We start from the raw sequence: 16,284 nt of genomic DNA, 5'->3' as shown, positions 1-16,284 counted from the left end.
CGCCCGAGCCGCTCTTGGGCATGCCCGTGCCCGTGCCGCCGGCCGATTCGCGGCCGGCGTCGTTGACGACGATTTCGTAGTCCGGGGCCTTGGTCAGCTTGTTCTTGACCRTGACCTTCTTGGCCTCGCCGCGCACCTTCAGCTCCTCGATGCGGACCTGGTCGTCCTCGGCCACGGTGCGCTCGACCTTGGGTTCTGGCGGCGGGTCAGCGAGGGCGCCGCCACACAGGGCAGCGAGCAGCAGGGGTACGGCAAGGCGCAACATGCTGCCGATTCTAGGTGGCGGGCTGCCGGACAATCCGTCGCCATGAGTAAACCCATCCTGCTGCTGGTCGACGGCTCCAGCTATCTGTATCGCGCCTTCCATGCCATGCCCGACCTGCGCGGCCCCGAGGGCCAGCCCACCGGGGCGGTGCGTGGCATGGTGGCCATGCTGAAAAAACTGCAGAGCGACATCGGCGCGGCCCACGCCGTCTGCGTGTTCGATGCGCCGGGCAAGACCTTCCGCGACGACTGGTATCCCGAATACAAGGCCCAACGCTCGCCCATGCCGCCTGAGCTGCGCGCGCAGATCGAGCCCATCCACGAGGTCGTCAAGCTGCTGGGCTGGCCCACGCTGACGGTGCCGAACGTGGAGGCCGACGACGTCATCGGCACGCTGTGCTGCATTGCGGCCCAGGAGGGCCATCGCGTCATCGTGTCGACCGGCGACAAGGACCTGGCCCAGTTGGTCAACGCCGACGTCGAGCTCATCAACACGATGAGCAACGAGAGGCTGGACGAGGCCGGCGTGCTGGAGAAGTTCGGCGTGCCGCCCAATCGCATCATCGACTACCTGACGCTGATGGGCGACACCGTGGACAACGTGCCTGGCGTGACCGGCGTCGGCCCCAAGACCGCGGCGAAGTGGGTGTCCGAATACGGCTCGCTGGACGGCGTCATCGCCGCTGCGCCCACGGTCAAGGGCAAGGCCGGCGAGAACCTGCGCGCCGCGCTGGACTGGCTGCCCATGGGTCGCAAGCTGGTCACCGTGAAGCTGGATTGCGAGCTCGCCGAGCATGTGCCGGGCTGGCCCAAGCTGGAGGAGCTGGCTTTCCGCGAGCCGGACAAGGCGCGTTTGGGCGAGTTCTACGTGCGCAACGGCTTCAAGGCCTGGCTGGAGGAGCTGACCGGCACCGCGGTGGTGGCCAAGCCCAAGGCGGCACCGGTGGCCAACCCGGGCCTGTTCGACGAACCGGAACCGCCCGCCGGCGCGGCCGAGGTTGCCCGCCAGTACGAAACCATCCTGAGTTTCGAGCAGCTGGAAGCCTGGCTCATCCGCCTGCACGCCGCGCCGCTGTGCGCGCTGGACACCGAGACCGATTCGTTGGACCCGATGGCCGCCCGCATCGTCGGCATCTCCTTCGCCGACAAGCCCGGCGAGGCGGCCTACATCCCGCTGGCCCACGGCGGCCCGGACGCGCCCGAGCAACTGCCACTGGACGCCGTGCTGGCGCGGCTCAAGCCCTGGCTGGAGGACGCATCGGCCAAGAAGATCGGCCAGAACCTGAAGTACGACCGTCATGTGTTGCTCAACCATGGCATCGCGCTTGCGGGCGTGCAGCACGACACGCTGCTGCAGAGCTATGTACTGGAGGCCCACAAGACCCACAACCTGGAAGCGCTCGCCGAGCGCCACCTGGGCCGCAAGGGCCTGAGCTACGAGGACCTGTGCGGCAAGGGCGCGCACCAGATCCCGTTCGCGCAGGTCGATGTGGCCAAGGCCACGACCTACTCGGGTGAGGATTCCGAGATGTGCCTGCATCTGCACAGCGTGCTGTGGCCGCAGATCGAGGCCGACGCTGGCATGACGCACATCTACCGCGACATCGAAATGCCCACGGCCGACCTGCTGGCCCGCGTCGAGCGCAATGGCGTGCTGATCGACTCCGAACGGCTGAAGCTGCAAAGCCATGAGATCGGCCAACGCCTGGTGCTGCTGGAGCAGCAGTGCTACGAGATCGCCGGCCAGCCCTTCAACATCGGCTCACCGAAGCAGATCGGCGACATCCTGTTCACCAAGCTGGGCCTGCCGGTCGTGAAGAAGACCGCCACCGGCGCGCCGTCCACCGACGAAGAGGTATTGACCGAACTCGCCGCCGACTTTCCGCTGCCGGCCAAGATCCTCGAATACCGCGGCCTGTCCAAGCTCAAGAGCACCTACACCGACAAGCTGCCGCTGCAGATCAACGCCCACACCGGCCGCGTGCACACCAACTATGCGCAGGCCGTGGCCGTGACCGGGCGGCTGTCCAGCAACGAGCCCAATCTGCAGAACATCCCCATCCGTACGGCGGAAGGCCGGCGAGTGCGCGAGGCGTTCGTGGCGCCCGAGGGCTTCAGCATCGTCAGCGCCGACTACTCGCAGATCGAGTTGCGCATCATGGCCCACATCAGCGAGGACCCGGGGCTGCTGCGCGCCTTCCAGGAAGGGCAGGACGTGCACAAGGCGACGGCCAGCGAGGTGTTCGGCGTCGCGCTGGGCGACGTATCCAGTGAGCAGCGCCGCTACGCCAAGACCATCAACTTCGGTCTCATCTACGGCATGGGCGCCTTCGGCCTGGCCTCGGCGCTGGGCATCGAGCAGAAAGCGGCCAAGGACTACATCGAGCGCTATTTCACCCGCTTTGCCGGCGTCAAGAAGTACATGGACGAGACCAAGGCGAGCGCAGCCGAACTCGGCTATGTGTCGACGCTGTTCGGCCGGCGCATCTACCTGCCCGAGATCCGCGGCGGCAATGGCCCGCGCCGCGCCGGTGCCGAGCGCCAGGCCATCAACGCGCCCATGCAGGGCACGGCGGCCGACCTGATCAAGCTGGCCATGCTGGCCGTGCAGGCGGAACTGGACAGTGCCGGCAAGCAGTCCAGGATCATCATGCAGGTGCACGACGAACTGGTTTTCGAGGTGCCCGAGGTCGAACTGGACTGGATGCGCACCGAGGTGCCACGCCYGATGGCCGGCGTGGCCGAGTTCAAGGTGCCGCTGCTGGCCGAGGTGGGTGTTGGCGCGAACTGGGAAGAAGCGCACTGATTTTCGGCCTCCCGCAATCCCCTAAATTTCCTATTTTCCCCAAAATAGGCAAAATGCGGCCATGCCAGTCGGGAGCCTCATCATGTCTGCAGTCCTCGAACAAGCCCTGGCCGACCAGCTGCCCAGCGTGTCGGCCACCCAGCTCGTGGCGGGTATCCAGAAAGTCGGCCGCACGGTCGCGGCCCATGGCGCGGTGCTGATCACCAAGCATGACCAGCCCGCCTTCGTGCTGATGTCGGTCGAGCGCYACCGCGAAATGCAGCGTGCCGCCGAGCCCGATCTGGGTGCATTAGGCGGCGAGTTCGACGCGATGCTGGCGCGCATGCAGGACCAGGGCGAAGCGCTGGCCGATGCCTTCGCGATGACGCCCGAGGCCATCGGCGCCGTGGCCGTGAAGGCCGCCAAGCCGCGCAAACCCGTTCGCAAGGCCGCCTGAATGAGACGGCCCCTCGCCCAGTTTGGCCTCGCTGGACGCGGGCCAACCTGGTCGGTCCCCCGCGGGGACGGCGATGCTTGCCGGATTGACCGGCAAGCACATCGCCTGACGGGCCGGCTTGGGAGCGGCCCGGCGCTCGGCCCGGTGCCTGTGTCCGGAACGGACTGCTGAATTGCCGGCACGCCTCTACGTGCTCGCCGGCGTCAATGGCGCTGGCAAGAGTTCCCTCGGCGGCGCGGCCATCCAGGCCAGCGGGGCCGAGTTCTTCAATCCCGACATCGCCGCCGCGCGCTTGCGTGAGCAGCAGCCCAGCCTGTCCGCTGAACAGGCCAATGGCCTGGCCTGGACGCTGGGCCGACGCGGCCTGGAGAAGGCGCTGGCCGAAAGCCTGACCTATGCCTTCGAGACGACGCTGGGCGGCACCAGCATGACCCAGTTGCTGCTGGACGGCGCACGGGGTGGTGCCCAGGTGCATGTCTGGTACGCCGGCCTTGCCACGCCTGAACTGCACCTGCGCCGCATCCAGGCACGCGTGGCCGCGGGTGGGCACGACATTCCCGAGGCCAAGGTGCGCGAGCGCTTTGACGCCAGCCGCGGCAATCTCGTCAAGCTGATGCCTCACCTGGCCAGCCTGCGCCTTTATGACAACAGCTTCGAGGCCGACCCGCGCGCCGGCCGCCGGCCCCAGCCCGTGCTGCTGTTGCAGATGCAGTCGGGCCGGGTCGTTGCCCATGCACCGCTGCGCAGCGTGCCCGCCTGGGCCAAACCCCTGCTCGCCGCGGCCCTGCGTTGAATATCATGCCGCCGCGGTTCAACGAGGAGGGGTGATGAAGGTTTTGCTGGTCGATGCTTTTCCGATGGTGCGCGCCGCGCTCACCGGCCTGATCGAGCAGCATTTCGCCGGGGCGCAGGTGCAGGGCGTGGACACTGTCGCCGCCGCGCGCGACGCGCTGGGCCAGGCCATCCCCCGGCTCGTGCTGCTGGACCTGCGCATCGATGGCGGCTTCGAGCTGCTGCAGCAGATCCACCGCGAGCACCTGCTGCTGCCGGTCGTCGTCATCTCCGGCAGCGACGACACCGAGGAGGCCCTGCAGGCTCTGGGTGCCGGCGCCATGGGCTATGTGCCCGAACGCAGCGACCTGAATACCTTGGTCCAGGCCCTGCACCTGGTGCTGGCCGGTGGCACCTATGTGCCGCCGCTCAAGCGTGCGGCTGAACCCGTTGCAGCCACACCGGCCTCGGCTGGCCCCGCGCCAGGCGACTGGGCGGAGCTGCCGCTGACGCCGCGCCAGAAGCATGTGCTGCATCTGCTTACGCAAGGCCTGTCCAACAAGCTGATCGCCCGCGAGCTGGGTGTCAGCGTGGACACCGTGAAGGACCATGTGGCCGCGGTGCTGAGGGCGCTGGGCGTGAACTCGCGCACCCAGGCGGTGGTGGTCGCGACGCAACGCGCGCGTTGACGATGGACGCCGCGGTCAGCGGTATATCACCAGCGCTCCGGTCCGATCAGCGATTCGTGGCGAGAAACCCCGGTCGATCAGGACACAGGCCGCAGCGTCGCGATAGGCCCGGGGGCGGTCTGCAGGCGAGCCGTCGAGCAAGCTCTGAAGCGTTCCCTGGYCGCCGAATCCTGTTGCAAGTTCAGCGTCGCTGTAGGGCGCCAATCGTTGCTGCATCACCTCAAGGTCGGCGTCGGCGTAGCTGATGACCAGGTTGGCCAGGGCCTCCGGTTTGGTGAATTCGAAACGCCGCTCCTTGTTGGTCAGCGCGAGCCTTAGCGTTTCCGCGTATGCGCCGACCGGCAGGCCGTGCTCAAGTCCCAGGGCGCCGAGAAGAGAGTAGGCGTTGATGCAGCGCGTACGAGCCTCCGACGTCCGCTTGTCCACCACGGTGATCTGCACATAGGGTGGCGAACTGGAAATGACGATGGTGTCGGTGTTGCCAGCGACCACGCCGTAAGCCGCGTTGAAACTTTCCTGCGATTGCCGCAGGGGCGACGCGGTGCTGCAGCCTGCCGCCAGCAGTGCAGCGGTCAAAAGCAATGGTTTCATGACGTCGTCCTCTCCCGTTTCGGCTTTTTGTGCGCCGATTGAAGCACGCCCCAGCGGCGCCACCCCGTCAGCGCACGTCGCATGTGCTGCACCTGCTGACGGCACGCGACGTCAGCTCGCGCACTCAGCCGTCGTGGTGGCCACGCAGAAAACCCGCTGATCAGAGGCGCTTGCCCACCTCGGCCTTGAACCAGCCGGATTCCAGGTAGGCGTACAGATTCTTGCCCGGGCAGACGGTCTGCCGGCTGTAGTCCTTGTGGCTGGCGATGGCGTCCAGGCCGAGGTGGTGTTGGCGGACCAGCCACGCGGTCAGCTCGACGGCGGCGTTGAGCTGGGCCGGCGTGGGCTGCTGCTCCTCGAAGTTGCCCACCAGCATGACGAGGGCGTGGCCGCGCGGGTCGTATTCGGTGTTGGTGTCGCCGGCCTGGGCCAGCGGCCGCGCCGCGTAGATGCGGCCGTCGGGCGCGATGACGTAGTGGTAGGGGATGTCCGCCCAGCGCTTGGTCAGGCGCGACCACTGCTGCAGCCGGCGCAAGTAGGCCTCGACGTCGGCGCCGTCCTTCCAGATCTCGCCCTGGTGGTGGATCGTGATGTGCGTGATCTGCTGCGGCGCTGCCGTGGATGTGGCTGCACTGCCGCCCCAGCTGTCGACGCTGACGATGTCGGGCGCCGGCGGTGCAGTGGCGCAACTGCCGAGCGCCAGCAGGACGGTGAGGGCGGCGATGAGCTTCAACGGACGGCGTCGATCGCGTTGAGCACCGCCTCGGCCGTGGCCGGCGCCTGCAGCGGCGGATCGCAATTCTCTGGGCCGCAGGCGGCGCAGGCGTCCTTGATGGCCAGCAGGGCCGAAAACCCCAGCAGCAGCGGCGGCTCGCCGACGGCCTTGCTGCGGTGGATGGTTTCGCTGGCATTGGCCACGCCGAACAGCTCCACACGCAGTTCCGGCGGGCAATCGTTGGCGGTCGGGATCTTGTAGGTGCTGGGCGCGTGCGTGGTCAGCAAACCCGTCGTGGGGTGCCAGACCAGCTCCTCCGTCGTCAGCCAGCCCATGCCCTGGATGAAGCCGCCCTCGATCTGGCCGATGTCGATGGCCGGGTTCAGGCTCTGGCCCACGTCGTGCAAGATGTCGGCGCGCGTGATGCGGCTTTCGCCGGTCAGTGTGTCCACCAGCGCCTCACAGACGGCGCCGCCCCAGGCGTAGTAATAGAAAGGGTGGCCCTGCAGCTTGCTGCGGTCCCAGTGCAGGCCGGGCGTGGCGTAGAAGCCGTCGCTCCACAGCTGCACGCGCTTCAGGTAGGCCGCGGCGACGAGTTCGCCAAAGGGCAGGCTTTGGCCGCCGCCGCTGACCTGGCCGCCATCAAAGGCGACCAGCTCGGCGGCGCAGCCAAAGCGCTCGGCGGCGAAGGCGGCCAGCCGCCCCTTGATCTTGCGCGCGGCATCCTGCGCGGCCTTGCCGTTCAGGTCGCTGCCGGTGGATGCGGCCGTGGCGGAGGTGTTGGCGACCTTGCTCGTGTCGGTGGCCGAGCAGCGCACGCTGGCCAACGGCAGGCCCAACTCATGCGCGACGACCTGGGCCACCTTGGTGTTCAGGCCCTGGCCCATTTCCGTGCCGCCGTGGTTCACCAGCACCGAGCCGTCGGTGTAGACATGCACCAGTGCGCCGGCCTGGTTCAGGTGGGCCACGTTGAAGGAGATGCCGAACTTGACCGGCGTGAAGGCCAGGCCCTTTTTCAGCACCGGGCTGGCGGCGTTGAAGGCGGCGATCTCGGCGCGGCGTTCGGCGTAGCGGCTGCTGGCAAGCAGCTGCGCCGTCAGCGGTTGGGCGTGCAGTTCCTCGACCTGCTGGCCATAGGGCGTCATGTCCTGGCCGGCGGTGTAGAAATTGCGCTGGCGCACCTCGGCCGGGTCCAATCCGAGCTGGCGGGCGACACCGTCCAGGATCATCTCGATGGCAATGGCACCCTGCGGTCCGCCAAAGCCGCGGAAGGCCGTGTTGCTCTGCGTGTTGGTCTTGGCGCAGTAGCCATGCATCGCAACATGCGGCAGCCAATAGGCGTTGTCGAAATGGCAGAGCGCGCGGGCCATCACGGGGGCGGAAAGGTCGGCGCTGTGCCCGGCGTTGGCGATCAGGTCGATGTCGACGGCAAGGATGCGACCGTCGGCGTCGAAGCCGACATCCCATCGGTAGTCGAAGCCATGACGGCGTCCCGTGACGAGGAAATCGTCGTCGCGGTCCACGCGGAGCTTCACGGGTTTCTTCAGCTTCAGCGCAGCGATGGACGCGACGCAGGCGAAGAGAGCGGATTGGCTCTCCTTGCCGCCAAAGCCGCCACCCATGCGCCGGCATTGCACGACGACACGATGGGCATGCCAGCCCAGGCAATGCGCCACGAGCTGCTGCATCTCGCTCGGGTGTTGGGTCGAGCAGTGCACGAGCAAGGCGTCGCCGCCCTCCTGCGGCATGGCCAGGCTGATCTGGCCCTCCAGATAGAACTGCTCCTGGCCGCCCAGGCTCCAGCTTCCCTGCAGCCGGTGCGGTGCGCTGGCGAGCTGTTCGGCCGGCTCGCCGCGCGTCAGGTGCGCAGGCGCCAGCACGTACTGGCCGGCGGCATGCGCTTGCAGTGCCGTCAGCAGCGGCGGCAGCGGCTCGGCCTGGATGACCTGTCTGGCCAGCCCCGCCGCGCGGCGCGCCAGTTCGCGGTGGGTCGCGATGACGGCGAACACCGGCTGGCCCACATAGCGCAGCTCGTCCGCCGCCAGGATGGGGTCGTCATGCAGCAGCGGCCCGCAGTTGTTCTCACCGGCAATATCGGCTGCGCTGAGCACGGCGACGACGCCGGGCATCTGCCGGACGCGCTCCAGGTCGACGCTCAGCAGCTTGCCGTGCGCGATCGGCGACAGGCCCAGCGCCGCGTGCAGCGTGCCGGCGGGCTCGGGCAGGTCGTCGATGTAGGGCGCGGCGCCGCTGACGTGCAGATGCGCCGACTCGTGCGGCAGCGACTTGCCGACGACGGGCTGTGCGAGGTACAGGGTTTCGGGCTTGTTCATGCCAGCACCTCTTGCATGGACGGCCAGACGCCGACAGGCACAGCGCCGACGGTTTCCAGCCACAGCTTGATGAAAAGGTTCTGCGCCACCTTGAGCCGGTAGTCAGCGCTGGCGCGCATGTCGGTCATGGGCTTGAAGTCCTGCGGCAGCGCGGCGGCTGCAGCCTTGGCAGTGGCTTCGCTCCAGGGCTGGCCGACGACGGCGGCTTCCGCCGCGGCGGCGCGCTTGACGATGGCGGCCATGCCACCGAACGCGAAGCGCGCCTCCTGCACGGCGCCGGCATCCAGCCTGATCGCCAGCACGGCGCAGACGGCCGAGATGTCGCTGTCATGGCGCTTGGCGATCTTGTGCGCGCTGAAGCGCCAGTCGGGCGAGGGCAGGGGGACATGCAGTGCCTCGACGAATTCGCCGGGCTGCAGGTCCTTCTTCATGTAGTCGAGATAGAAGTCCTGCAGTTTGAGGCGGCGCTGCTGCGAGCCGCGGCGCAGGATGATGTCGGCGCCCAGGGCGATCAGGGCCGGCGCACCGTCGCCGATGGGCGAGCCATTGGCGATGTTGCCGCCCAGCGTGCCGGCATGGCGCACCGGCGGCGACGCGAAGCGCAGCCACAGTTCACGCAGGCGGGGCACGGCGGCGGTCAGCACGGCCCAGCTGTCTTCCAGCGAAGCGGCGGCACCGATCCACAGGCCGGTACCGTCGTTGCGGATCTCGCGCAGCGCCGCGACACGGCCGGTGTAGATGACGTCCCCCAGGTCGCGGAACTGCTTGTTCACCCACAGGCCCACGTCGGTCGACCCGGCCAGCAGCGTCGCCTGCGGATAGGTCTCGCGCAGCAGGGCCAGGTCGTGGATGCTTTGCGGTGCATGGAAGCGGGCGCCGGCGTGGCCATAGTCCAGCGGCTCGTCGGCGGCCAGGGTCTGCAGAGCCTCAGCGATGGGCGCACGGTCCAGGCAGCGGGCGGGCGCGTCGAACATCTGTTCGCCGGCATCCAGGATGGGCCGGTAGCCCGTGCAGCGGCAGAGGTTGCCGGCCAGCGCATCGGCCAGTTGCTGGCGGGTGGGCTTGGTGCCGGCGGCTTGGTGGGTTTCATAACAAGCCGTCAGGCTCATGACGAAGCCGGGGGTGCAGAAGCCGCACTGGGAGCCATGGCAGTCCACCATGGCCTGCTGGGCGGGGTTGAGCCGCTGCGGGCCGCCCAGGTCTTCCACCGTCAGCAGCGCGCGGCCGTCGAGCGTCGGCAGGAACTGGGTGCAGGCGTTGACGTTGCGCAGTTCCAGCTGGCCGTCGGCACCCAGCTCGCCCTGGATGACGGTGCAGGCGCCGCAGTCGCCCTCGGCACAGCCTTCCTTGGTGCCGGTACAGCCGGCATGCTCGCGCAGGTATTGCAGCACGGTGGTCGTCGGAGGCAGGTTCTGGACCTCGACGACCTCGCCGCGGTGGAAAAAACGGATGGGTCGGGTATTCATGCTGGCCTCGATTGTCGAGCGTTGCCTCAGAATTGCCATATGAGTTTTACTAACCAGGAAAAATTCGTCGACAGTCCACGCCGATGGGCCCTGCGGGGCGATCTGCTGGATTTCACGGCCGCACCACGCTGGGGCGAAACCGAGCCACCGGCGGTGCGCTTTGACCGCGACCACTGGCTGCTGATCGAGGACGGCCGCATCGTCGGGAGGCAGGCCGCCGAGCCGGATGCCGGTTGGGCGCGCAAGGACCATGCCGGCAAGCTGGTGCTGCCGGGGTTCATCGACACCCACGTCCACTGCCCGCAGCTGGAGGTCATCGGCTCCTACGGCACCGAGCTGCTGGACTGGCTCAAGCGCTACACCTTCCCCAGCGAATGCACCTTTGCCGACCCGGCGCGCAGCCGCGCAGGGGCCGAGGTCTTCCTGGATGCGCTGCTGGCCAGCGGCACGACCTCGGCCGTCGTCTTCCCGACCGTGCACAAGGTATCGGCCGAGGCCCTGTTCGACAGCGCCGCGGCACGCGGCATGCGCCTCATCACCGGCAAGGTGTTGATGGACCGCCATGCGCCGGACGGGCTGCGGGACGACGTCGTTCAGGCCGAGAAGGATTGCGTCGACCTCATCGCCCGCTTCCATGGCCGCGACCGGCTGGCGTACGCCGTGACGGTGCGCTTTGCGCCGACCAGCACGCCCGAGCAACTGGCAATGGCCGGCGCGCTGTGCCGCGCCGATGCCAGCCTCTATATGCAGACCCACGTCGCCGAGAACCGCGCCGAGGTCGCCTGGGTGGCGGAGCTGTTCCCGGATGCGCGCAGCTACCTGGATGTGTATGAGCGCGTCGGCCTCGTGCACGAGCGCTCGGTGCTGGCCCATGGCATTTATCTGGACCCGCGCGACCGCGTCGTCATCGCTGACCGTGGCGCCCAGGTGGCGCATTGCCCGTCGAGCAATCTATTCCTGGGCAGCGGCCTGTTCGACTGGCCGGGTGCCGCTTTCAACATCAGCCTGGCTTCGGACGTCGGCGGTGGTACGACGCTCAGCCTGCCCCGCAACATGCTCGATGCCTACAAGGTGCAGGCCCTGCGCGGCGAGCGCATGACCGCCTGGGTGGCCCTGCATGCCGCCACGCGGGGCGCGGCCGAGGCGCTGCAGCTGGGGGGCGAGATCGGCGGCCTGTCGGTGGGGCAGACGGCCGACATCTGCGTGTGGGACTGGGCGCAAGGCCCGGTCGCCGAGGCGCGCGACGCGGTGGCGCGCGAGCTGCACGAGCGTGTCTTTGCGTGGATGACGCTGGCCGACGAGCGCAACCTCGCGGCCTGCTACGTTGCAGGCCAGCAGCGCATTTGATGGTGCCCCCAGGGCTGGCCTGAAGCCCGCCCGCCCCCCGAGGGGGTCAAGGCGACTCGGGAACGGCCCAGCGTCGCCTTGAACCGCCTGTCCCCCGATTCCGCCGCTTCGTCACAACCCTGATGGGGGACGGCGGGGCGGCTGGCTAGAGTCTGCCCACTCATTTCAACGGAGACTCCATGAGCCGACCCCTGCTGACCCTCGTCGCTTCCCTGGCCTTGCTGGCTGGCGCGTCCCAGGCCGCTGTTGCCGCCGACAAGCCGGCCGCTGTTGCCGCCGACAAGCCGGCCGCTGTCGCCAAGGCGCCCAAGCCCGCCAAGCGCTACACCATCGAGCAGTTCATGGCCACCGTGAACATCGGTGGCGCCAGCTTCTCGGCCGACGAGAGCCGCATCCTCTTCCACAGCAACGAGACGGGCATCTTCAACGTCTATGCGATGCCGGTGGGCGGCGGCAAGCCGGTCCAGCTGACGAATTCCAAGACCGACAGTCACTACGCGGTGGGCTTCTTCCCGGGCGATGACCGCTTCCTCTACACCCGCGACCAGGCCGGCAACGAGCTCAACCATCTCTATGTGCGTGAGCTCGACGGCAGCGAGAAGGACCTGACGCCGGGCGACAAGCTCAAGGCTTCGTTCGCCGGCTGGAGCGGCGACGACACGGCCTTCTACGTGACGACCAACGAGCGCGATCCGCGCTTCTTCGACCTCTACCGCTTTGATGCCAAGACCTACGCCCGCACGCTGGTCTTCAAGAACGAGGCCGGCTGGGAGTTGAGCGACATCAGCCGCGACGGCCGCTGGCTGGCGGTGGGCAAGATCAACACGACGGCCGACTCCGACGTGCACCTGGTCGACCTGAAGAGTGGCGAGGTCAAGCACATCACCAAGCACCAGGGCGTGGCCAACTACACGCCGCAGGACTTCACGCCCGACAGCCGCGAGCTGCTGATGACCAGCAACGACGGCGGCGAGTTCACCCGCGTCATCGGCTACGACCTGGCCAGCGGCGCGACCCGCGAGATCGAGAAGGCCGATTGGGACGTGGACTACACGGCCTTCTCCAAGGACGGCCGCTACCGCATCACCGGCATCAATGCCGACGCCAGCATCGCGCTGCGCCTGTACCGCGACGGAAAGCCGATGGCGCTGCCCCAGCTACCCGGCGGCGACGTGCGCGGCGTGACCTTCTCCCGCAGCGGCAAGCGCATGGCCTTCTACGTGAACGGCGACCGCTCGCCCAACAACCTGTTCGTCGCCGAGGTCGGCTCCAACGCCGCGCCGAAGCAGCTGACGCAGAGCCTGTCCAAGGACATCGACCCGGCCGAGCTGGTGGACGCCTCCATCGCCCGCTTCAAGAGCTTCGACGGCATGGTCGTCCCGTCGGTCTACATGCTGCCCAAGGAAGCCTCGCCAACCCACAAGGTGCCGGCCATCGTCTGGGTGCATGGCGGCCCCGGCGGCCAGACCAAGCGCGGCTACTCGGCGCTGATGCAGTACTTTGTCAACAACGGCTATGCCGTGCTGGGCATCAACAACCGCGGCAGCTCGGGCTATGGCAAGAGCTTCTTCACGGCTGACGACGGCAAGCATGGCCGCGAGCCGCTGTGGGACTGCATCGAGGCCAAGACCTTCCTGGCCGGCACCGGCGTCATCGACCCCGAGCGCATCGGCATCGTCGGCGGCAGCTATGGCGGCTATATGGTGCTGTCGGCCATGGCCTTCCGCCCCGAGGCCTTCAAGGTCGGCATCGACATCTTCGGCGTCGCCAACTGGATCCGCACGCTGGAAAGCATTCCGCCCTATTGGGAGAGCTTCCGCCTGGCGCTCTATCAGGAGGTGGGCGACCCGGTGAAGGACCGTGAGCGCCTGATGGCCACGTCACCGCTCTTCCATGCCAGCGAGATCAAGAAGCCGCTGATGGTCATCCAGGGCGCCAACGACCCGCGCGTCATCAAGCCCGAGAGCGACGACATCGTCGCGGCGGTCAAGAAGAACAATGTGCCGGTGGACTATCTCGTGTTCGACGACGAGGGCCACGGCTTCTCCAAGAAGAAGAACACGCTGGAGGCCAACCGCCGCATGGTCGAGTTCTTGGATAAATACCTGAAGCCCGGCATCAGTCAGCCGGTCAAGTAAGAAGGAGTCCGCGATGTTCAGCTTCCTGCTCTGGTGCATCCTGTTCGTGATCTGCTGGCCGCTGGCCATCCTGGCGCTGCTGCTGTGGCCGCTGGTCTGGCTGATCACGCTGCCCTTCAGGTTGCTGGGCATCGCCGTCGACGGCGCCTTCGGGCTGCTGCGTGCCATCGTCATGCTGCCTGCGCGCGTGCTGAGCGGGCGCTAGCCGGGCGAGGGGTCGCGGGGCGCCAGCGGCCTTGCACAATGATTTCGTGGCACCGATCGGTGCCAGAATCCTTGCCATCCCCATAACGCTTCAGGTGCGCCGACGCTGTGACGCTTCAGCATATTGCCGTTGTCGATGACGAAACAGCGATCACCGAGCTGCTCGGCCGCTATCTGCCTGGGCACGGCTTTCGCACGACGCAATTGCATTCGGGCCGTGCGCTGATGGAGCTGATGGCCAGCGATCCGCCCGAGCTGGTCCTGCTGGATCTGGGCCTGCCCGGAGAGGACGGCTTCGCCATCGCACGGCAGCTGCGCGAGCACTGGCGCTGCGGCCTGGTCATCATCACCGGCCGCGGGGACTCGGTCGACAAGGTCGTGGGCCTGGAAGTCGGCGCCGATGACTACGTCACCAAGCCTTTCGACCTGCGCGAGCTGGTCGCGCGCATCAAGGCCGTGTTGCGGCGCATGGAGCCGCACCCGTTGGCCTCCGGCCAGCCGGCCAGCGGGCAGGCGCCCCGGCAGGCGGCCAGTGCCTCGGGTGGCGAGCACCTGACATTTCTCGGCTGGCAGCTCGACCTGGGCGCCCGGCGCCTTGACGATCCGAACGGCGCAGAGGTGCGGCTCACCAGCGGCGAGTTCTCCCTCCTCGCGGCCCTGGCCCAGCATGCGGGTCGCGTGCTGTCCCGCGACTTTCTGCTTGAACAGACGCGGGGTCGCGAAGCTGCGCCCTTTGACCGCACGATCGACGTGCAGATCGGACGCCTGCGCAAGAAGCTGGAAGTCGATGCGGAGAATCCACAGATCATCAAGTCGGTCCGCGGCGCCGGCTACATCTTCGTTCCGCCCATCGGCTCCGCACGGGCGAAAACCTGATGGTTGGAACGCCTCCCGCCAACCAGCCGACGCCGCAGCCCGTCGATGACCTGACCGTCTACCGCTCGCTGTTTTCCGCCTATCCGGACGCCCTGCTGCTGGTGGACGCCGCAGGCCTGATCGCCCGAGCCAACCCCGCGGCGGCGGCGCTGCTGGGGTACTCGATGGAGGAGCTCGTCGGCACGAGCGTGGACGAACTGGTGCCCGACAGCATTCGCCCTCGCCACGCGTCATACCGGCAGGCCTACGGTCACGCGCCGCGCGCTCGGCCGATGGGCACGCAGATGGAGCTGGTAGCCCGGCGGCGCGACGGCAGCGAGGTGATGGTGGAAATCGCGCTGAGCCCTTTGCAAGACCACGGCCTGCCCTTCGTGGTTGCCGCGATCCGCGGCATCGGCGGCTATCCGCGCGTCAAACAGGCGTTGCAGCGGGCGCGCTACAGCGAGCATCTGGCGCAGCTGGGCCGCCTGGCCGTCGACGCACGCGATCCGCAGCAGCTGTTGCAGCAGGTACCGGCCATCGCCGCCGAGGCGCTGGAAGTCGAGATGGCGCTGGTGTTCCTGCTGGAAAGCAACCGGCTTGAACTGCGCGTCGCCGGGGGCGTGGGCCTGATCGCCGGCGAGTCACTGGGTTGCATCGTGCCCAATCGCGGCGACACGCCGCTGGGCGTCGTGCTGAGCCAGGGGCAATCGGTCGTGATCGAGGATTTCCGCGCAGAACAACGCTATGCGGTGCCCCCCGACTATCTCGCGGCAGGGTTGGTCAGCGCATTGGCGGTGCCGCTGCTGGACCGCGGCCGCGTCATTGGCGCCTTGAAGGTTCGTTCCCGCCAGTCGAAGCGGTTCGGCGACGATGAACAGCGCTTCCTTGAGTCACTGGCCAATCTGCTGGTCACCTGCCTGCAGCGGGCGCAGACCGAGGAGGCGCTGAGCCATGCCCAGCGCCTCGAAAGTGTTGGCCAGCTGACGGGCGGCATTGCCCACGACTTCAACAACCTGCTGACCGTCATCCAAGGCAATCTGCAGGTGCTGGAGGAGCTGCCGGCACTGGCGCAGGACGGTGGCGCCCTGCAACTGGTGAGCGCCGCGATGCGCGCATCCAAGCGCGGCGCGGAGCTGACCGGCAAGCTGCTGGCCTTCTCGCGCCGCCAGGTGCTGCAGCCCAGCGCGGTCGACGTGCATGGCCTGCTGCACCCGCTGTCGGACATGCTGCGCCGCACATTGGACCAGCGCATCCGCATCAGCGTCGATGTCGCGCCGGACTGCCCCCTGGCGCTGGCCGACGCGGGCCAGTTGGAAGCTGCCCTGCTCAACATCGCGATCAATGCGCGCGACGCGATGCTCGACGGCGGCGATCTGCGTTTTTCCGCGGCGGCCGCGGGCATGCTGCCGACGGGCCTGCAGGACGAGCTCGGCGAAGGCCGGTTCGTCCGCATCGCCGTCACCGACACCGGCACAGGCATGCCTGAGGCTGTCAAGGAGCGTGCCTTCGAGCCCTTCTTCACGACCAAACAGGCCGGCCGCGGCACGGGCCTGGGGCTGAGTGCCGTCTATGGCTTCGTCAAGCAGTCACAGGGCGCCGTCGCGCTGGACAGCACGGCCGGCCTTGGCACGACGATCAGCCTGTATCTGCCGGTGCCGCACGATGC

The 16,284-nt window shown here is 67.9% G+C and carries 13 protein-coding genes and 1 pseudogene; 9 read left to right on the top strand and 5 right to left on the bottom strand.

What is annotated here, in order from left to right:
* A pseudogene (locus ACXJKR_RS08735) lies at nt 1-265 on the bottom strand (hypothetical protein); the annotation flags it as partial.
* Nucleotides 266-307: 42 nt separating this feature from the next.
* Between ACXJKR_RS08735 and polA the strand changes: the two are divergent.
* The 4 genes from polA to ACXJKR_RS08715 all read left to right on the top strand — a co-directional run bounded on the left by polA (nt 308) and on the right by ACXJKR_RS08715 (nt 4,966).
* The gene (polA, locus tag ACXJKR_RS08730; RefSeq protein WP_457322442.1) at nt 308-3,070 is read left to right on the top strand and encodes a DNA polymerase I; all 2,763 of its coding nucleotides are present in this window, start codon (nt 308-310) and stop codon (nt 3,068-3,070) included.
* Nucleotides 3,071-3,152: 82 nt separating this feature from the next.
* Nucleotides 3,153-3,506, top strand: a complete 354-nt coding sequence (locus tag ACXJKR_RS08725; RefSeq protein ID WP_457322440.1) for a hypothetical protein — start codon at nt 3,153-3,155, stop codon at nt 3,504-3,506.
* Nucleotides 3,507-3,678: 172 nt separating this feature from the next.
* A complete protein-coding gene (locus ACXJKR_RS08720) occupies nt 3,679-4,299 on the top strand; it encodes an AAA family ATPase (protein ID WP_457322438.1) in 621 nt (206 codons plus the stop codon).
* Between the two features lie 34 nt (nt 4,300-4,333).
* On the top strand, nt 4,334-4,966 hold the full coding sequence (locus ACXJKR_RS08715; RefSeq protein WP_457322436.1) for a response regulator transcription factor: 633 nt from the start codon (nt 4,334-4,336) through the stop codon (nt 4,964-4,966).
* Between the two features lie 15 nt (nt 4,967-4,981).
* On the opposite strand, the gene ACXJKR_RS08710 is transcribed toward ACXJKR_RS08715, so the two are convergent.
* The 4 genes from ACXJKR_RS08710 to xdhA all read right to left on the bottom strand — a co-directional run bounded on the left by ACXJKR_RS08710 (nt 4,982) and on the right by xdhA (nt 10,071).
* Entirely contained in the window at nt 4,982-5,557 is a 576-nt protein-coding gene (locus ACXJKR_RS08710) for a hypothetical protein (RefSeq protein ID WP_457322434.1), read from the bottom strand.
* A gap of 160 nt (nt 5,558-5,717) precedes the next feature.
* Nucleotides 5,718-6,290 (bottom strand): peptidoglycan recognition protein family protein, encoded by a 573-nt coding sequence (locus ACXJKR_RS08705; RefSeq protein ID WP_457322432.1) that lies wholly within the window; start codon nt 6,288-6,290, stop codon nt 5,718-5,720.
* Complete coding sequence (gene xdhB / locus ACXJKR_RS08700; RefSeq protein WP_457322430.1) at nt 6,287-8,605, bottom strand: xanthine dehydrogenase molybdopterin binding subunit; 2,319 nt, start codon at nt 8,603-8,605, stop codon at nt 6,287-6,289. Before xdhB ends, ACXJKR_RS08705 begins: the two co-directional genes overlap by 4 nt.
* Nucleotides 8,602-10,071 carry a xanthine dehydrogenase small subunit gene (gene xdhA, locus ACXJKR_RS08695; protein WP_457322428.1) on the bottom strand — a complete coding sequence of 490 codons (1,470 nt, stop codon included), beginning with the start codon at nt 10,069-10,071 and terminating at the stop codon, nt 8,602-8,604. The genes xdhB and xdhA overlap by 4 nt, the downstream gene beginning before the upstream one ends.
* Nucleotides 10,072-10,110: 39 nt before the next feature.
* Between xdhA and guaD the strand changes: the two genes are divergently transcribed.
* The 5 genes from guaD to ACXJKR_RS08670 form a co-directional block, all read left to right on the top strand.
* Nucleotides 10,111-11,418, top strand: coding sequence for a guanine deaminase (gene guaD, locus ACXJKR_RS08690; RefSeq protein ID WP_457322426.1), 1,308 nt, complete (start codon nt 10,111-10,113; stop codon nt 11,416-11,418).
* A gap of 179 nt (nt 11,419-11,597) precedes the next feature.
* Nucleotides 11,598-13,556 carry a S9 family peptidase gene (locus ACXJKR_RS08685; RefSeq protein WP_457322424.1) on the top strand — a complete coding sequence of 653 codons (1,959 nt, stop codon included), beginning with the start codon at nt 11,598-11,600 and terminating at the stop codon, nt 13,554-13,556.
* Between the two features lie 13 nt (nt 13,557-13,569).
* Nucleotides 13,570-13,761 carry a hypothetical protein gene (locus ACXJKR_RS08680; RefSeq protein ID WP_056198443.1) on the top strand — a complete coding sequence of 64 codons (192 nt, stop codon included), beginning with the start codon at nt 13,570-13,572 and terminating at the stop codon, nt 13,759-13,761.
* A 107-nt stretch (nt 13,762-13,868) separates the two neighbouring features.
* Nucleotides 13,869-14,636 carry a winged helix-turn-helix domain-containing protein gene (locus tag ACXJKR_RS08675; protein ID WP_457322422.1) on the top strand — a complete coding sequence of 256 codons (768 nt, stop codon included), beginning with the start codon at nt 13,869-13,871 and terminating at the stop codon, nt 14,634-14,636.
* The coding region (locus tag ACXJKR_RS08670; protein ID WP_457322420.1) for a PAS domain S-box protein at nt 14,636-16,284 on the top strand (1,649 nt) is incomplete at its 3' end. The genes ACXJKR_RS08675 and ACXJKR_RS08670, both read left to right, overlap by 1 nt.

The organism is Roseateles sp. P5_E11 (assembly GCF_054049355.1).
The sequence above is the reverse complement of the archived record's forward strand: the minus strand, read 5'-3'. Positions and strand labels throughout refer to the sequence as shown.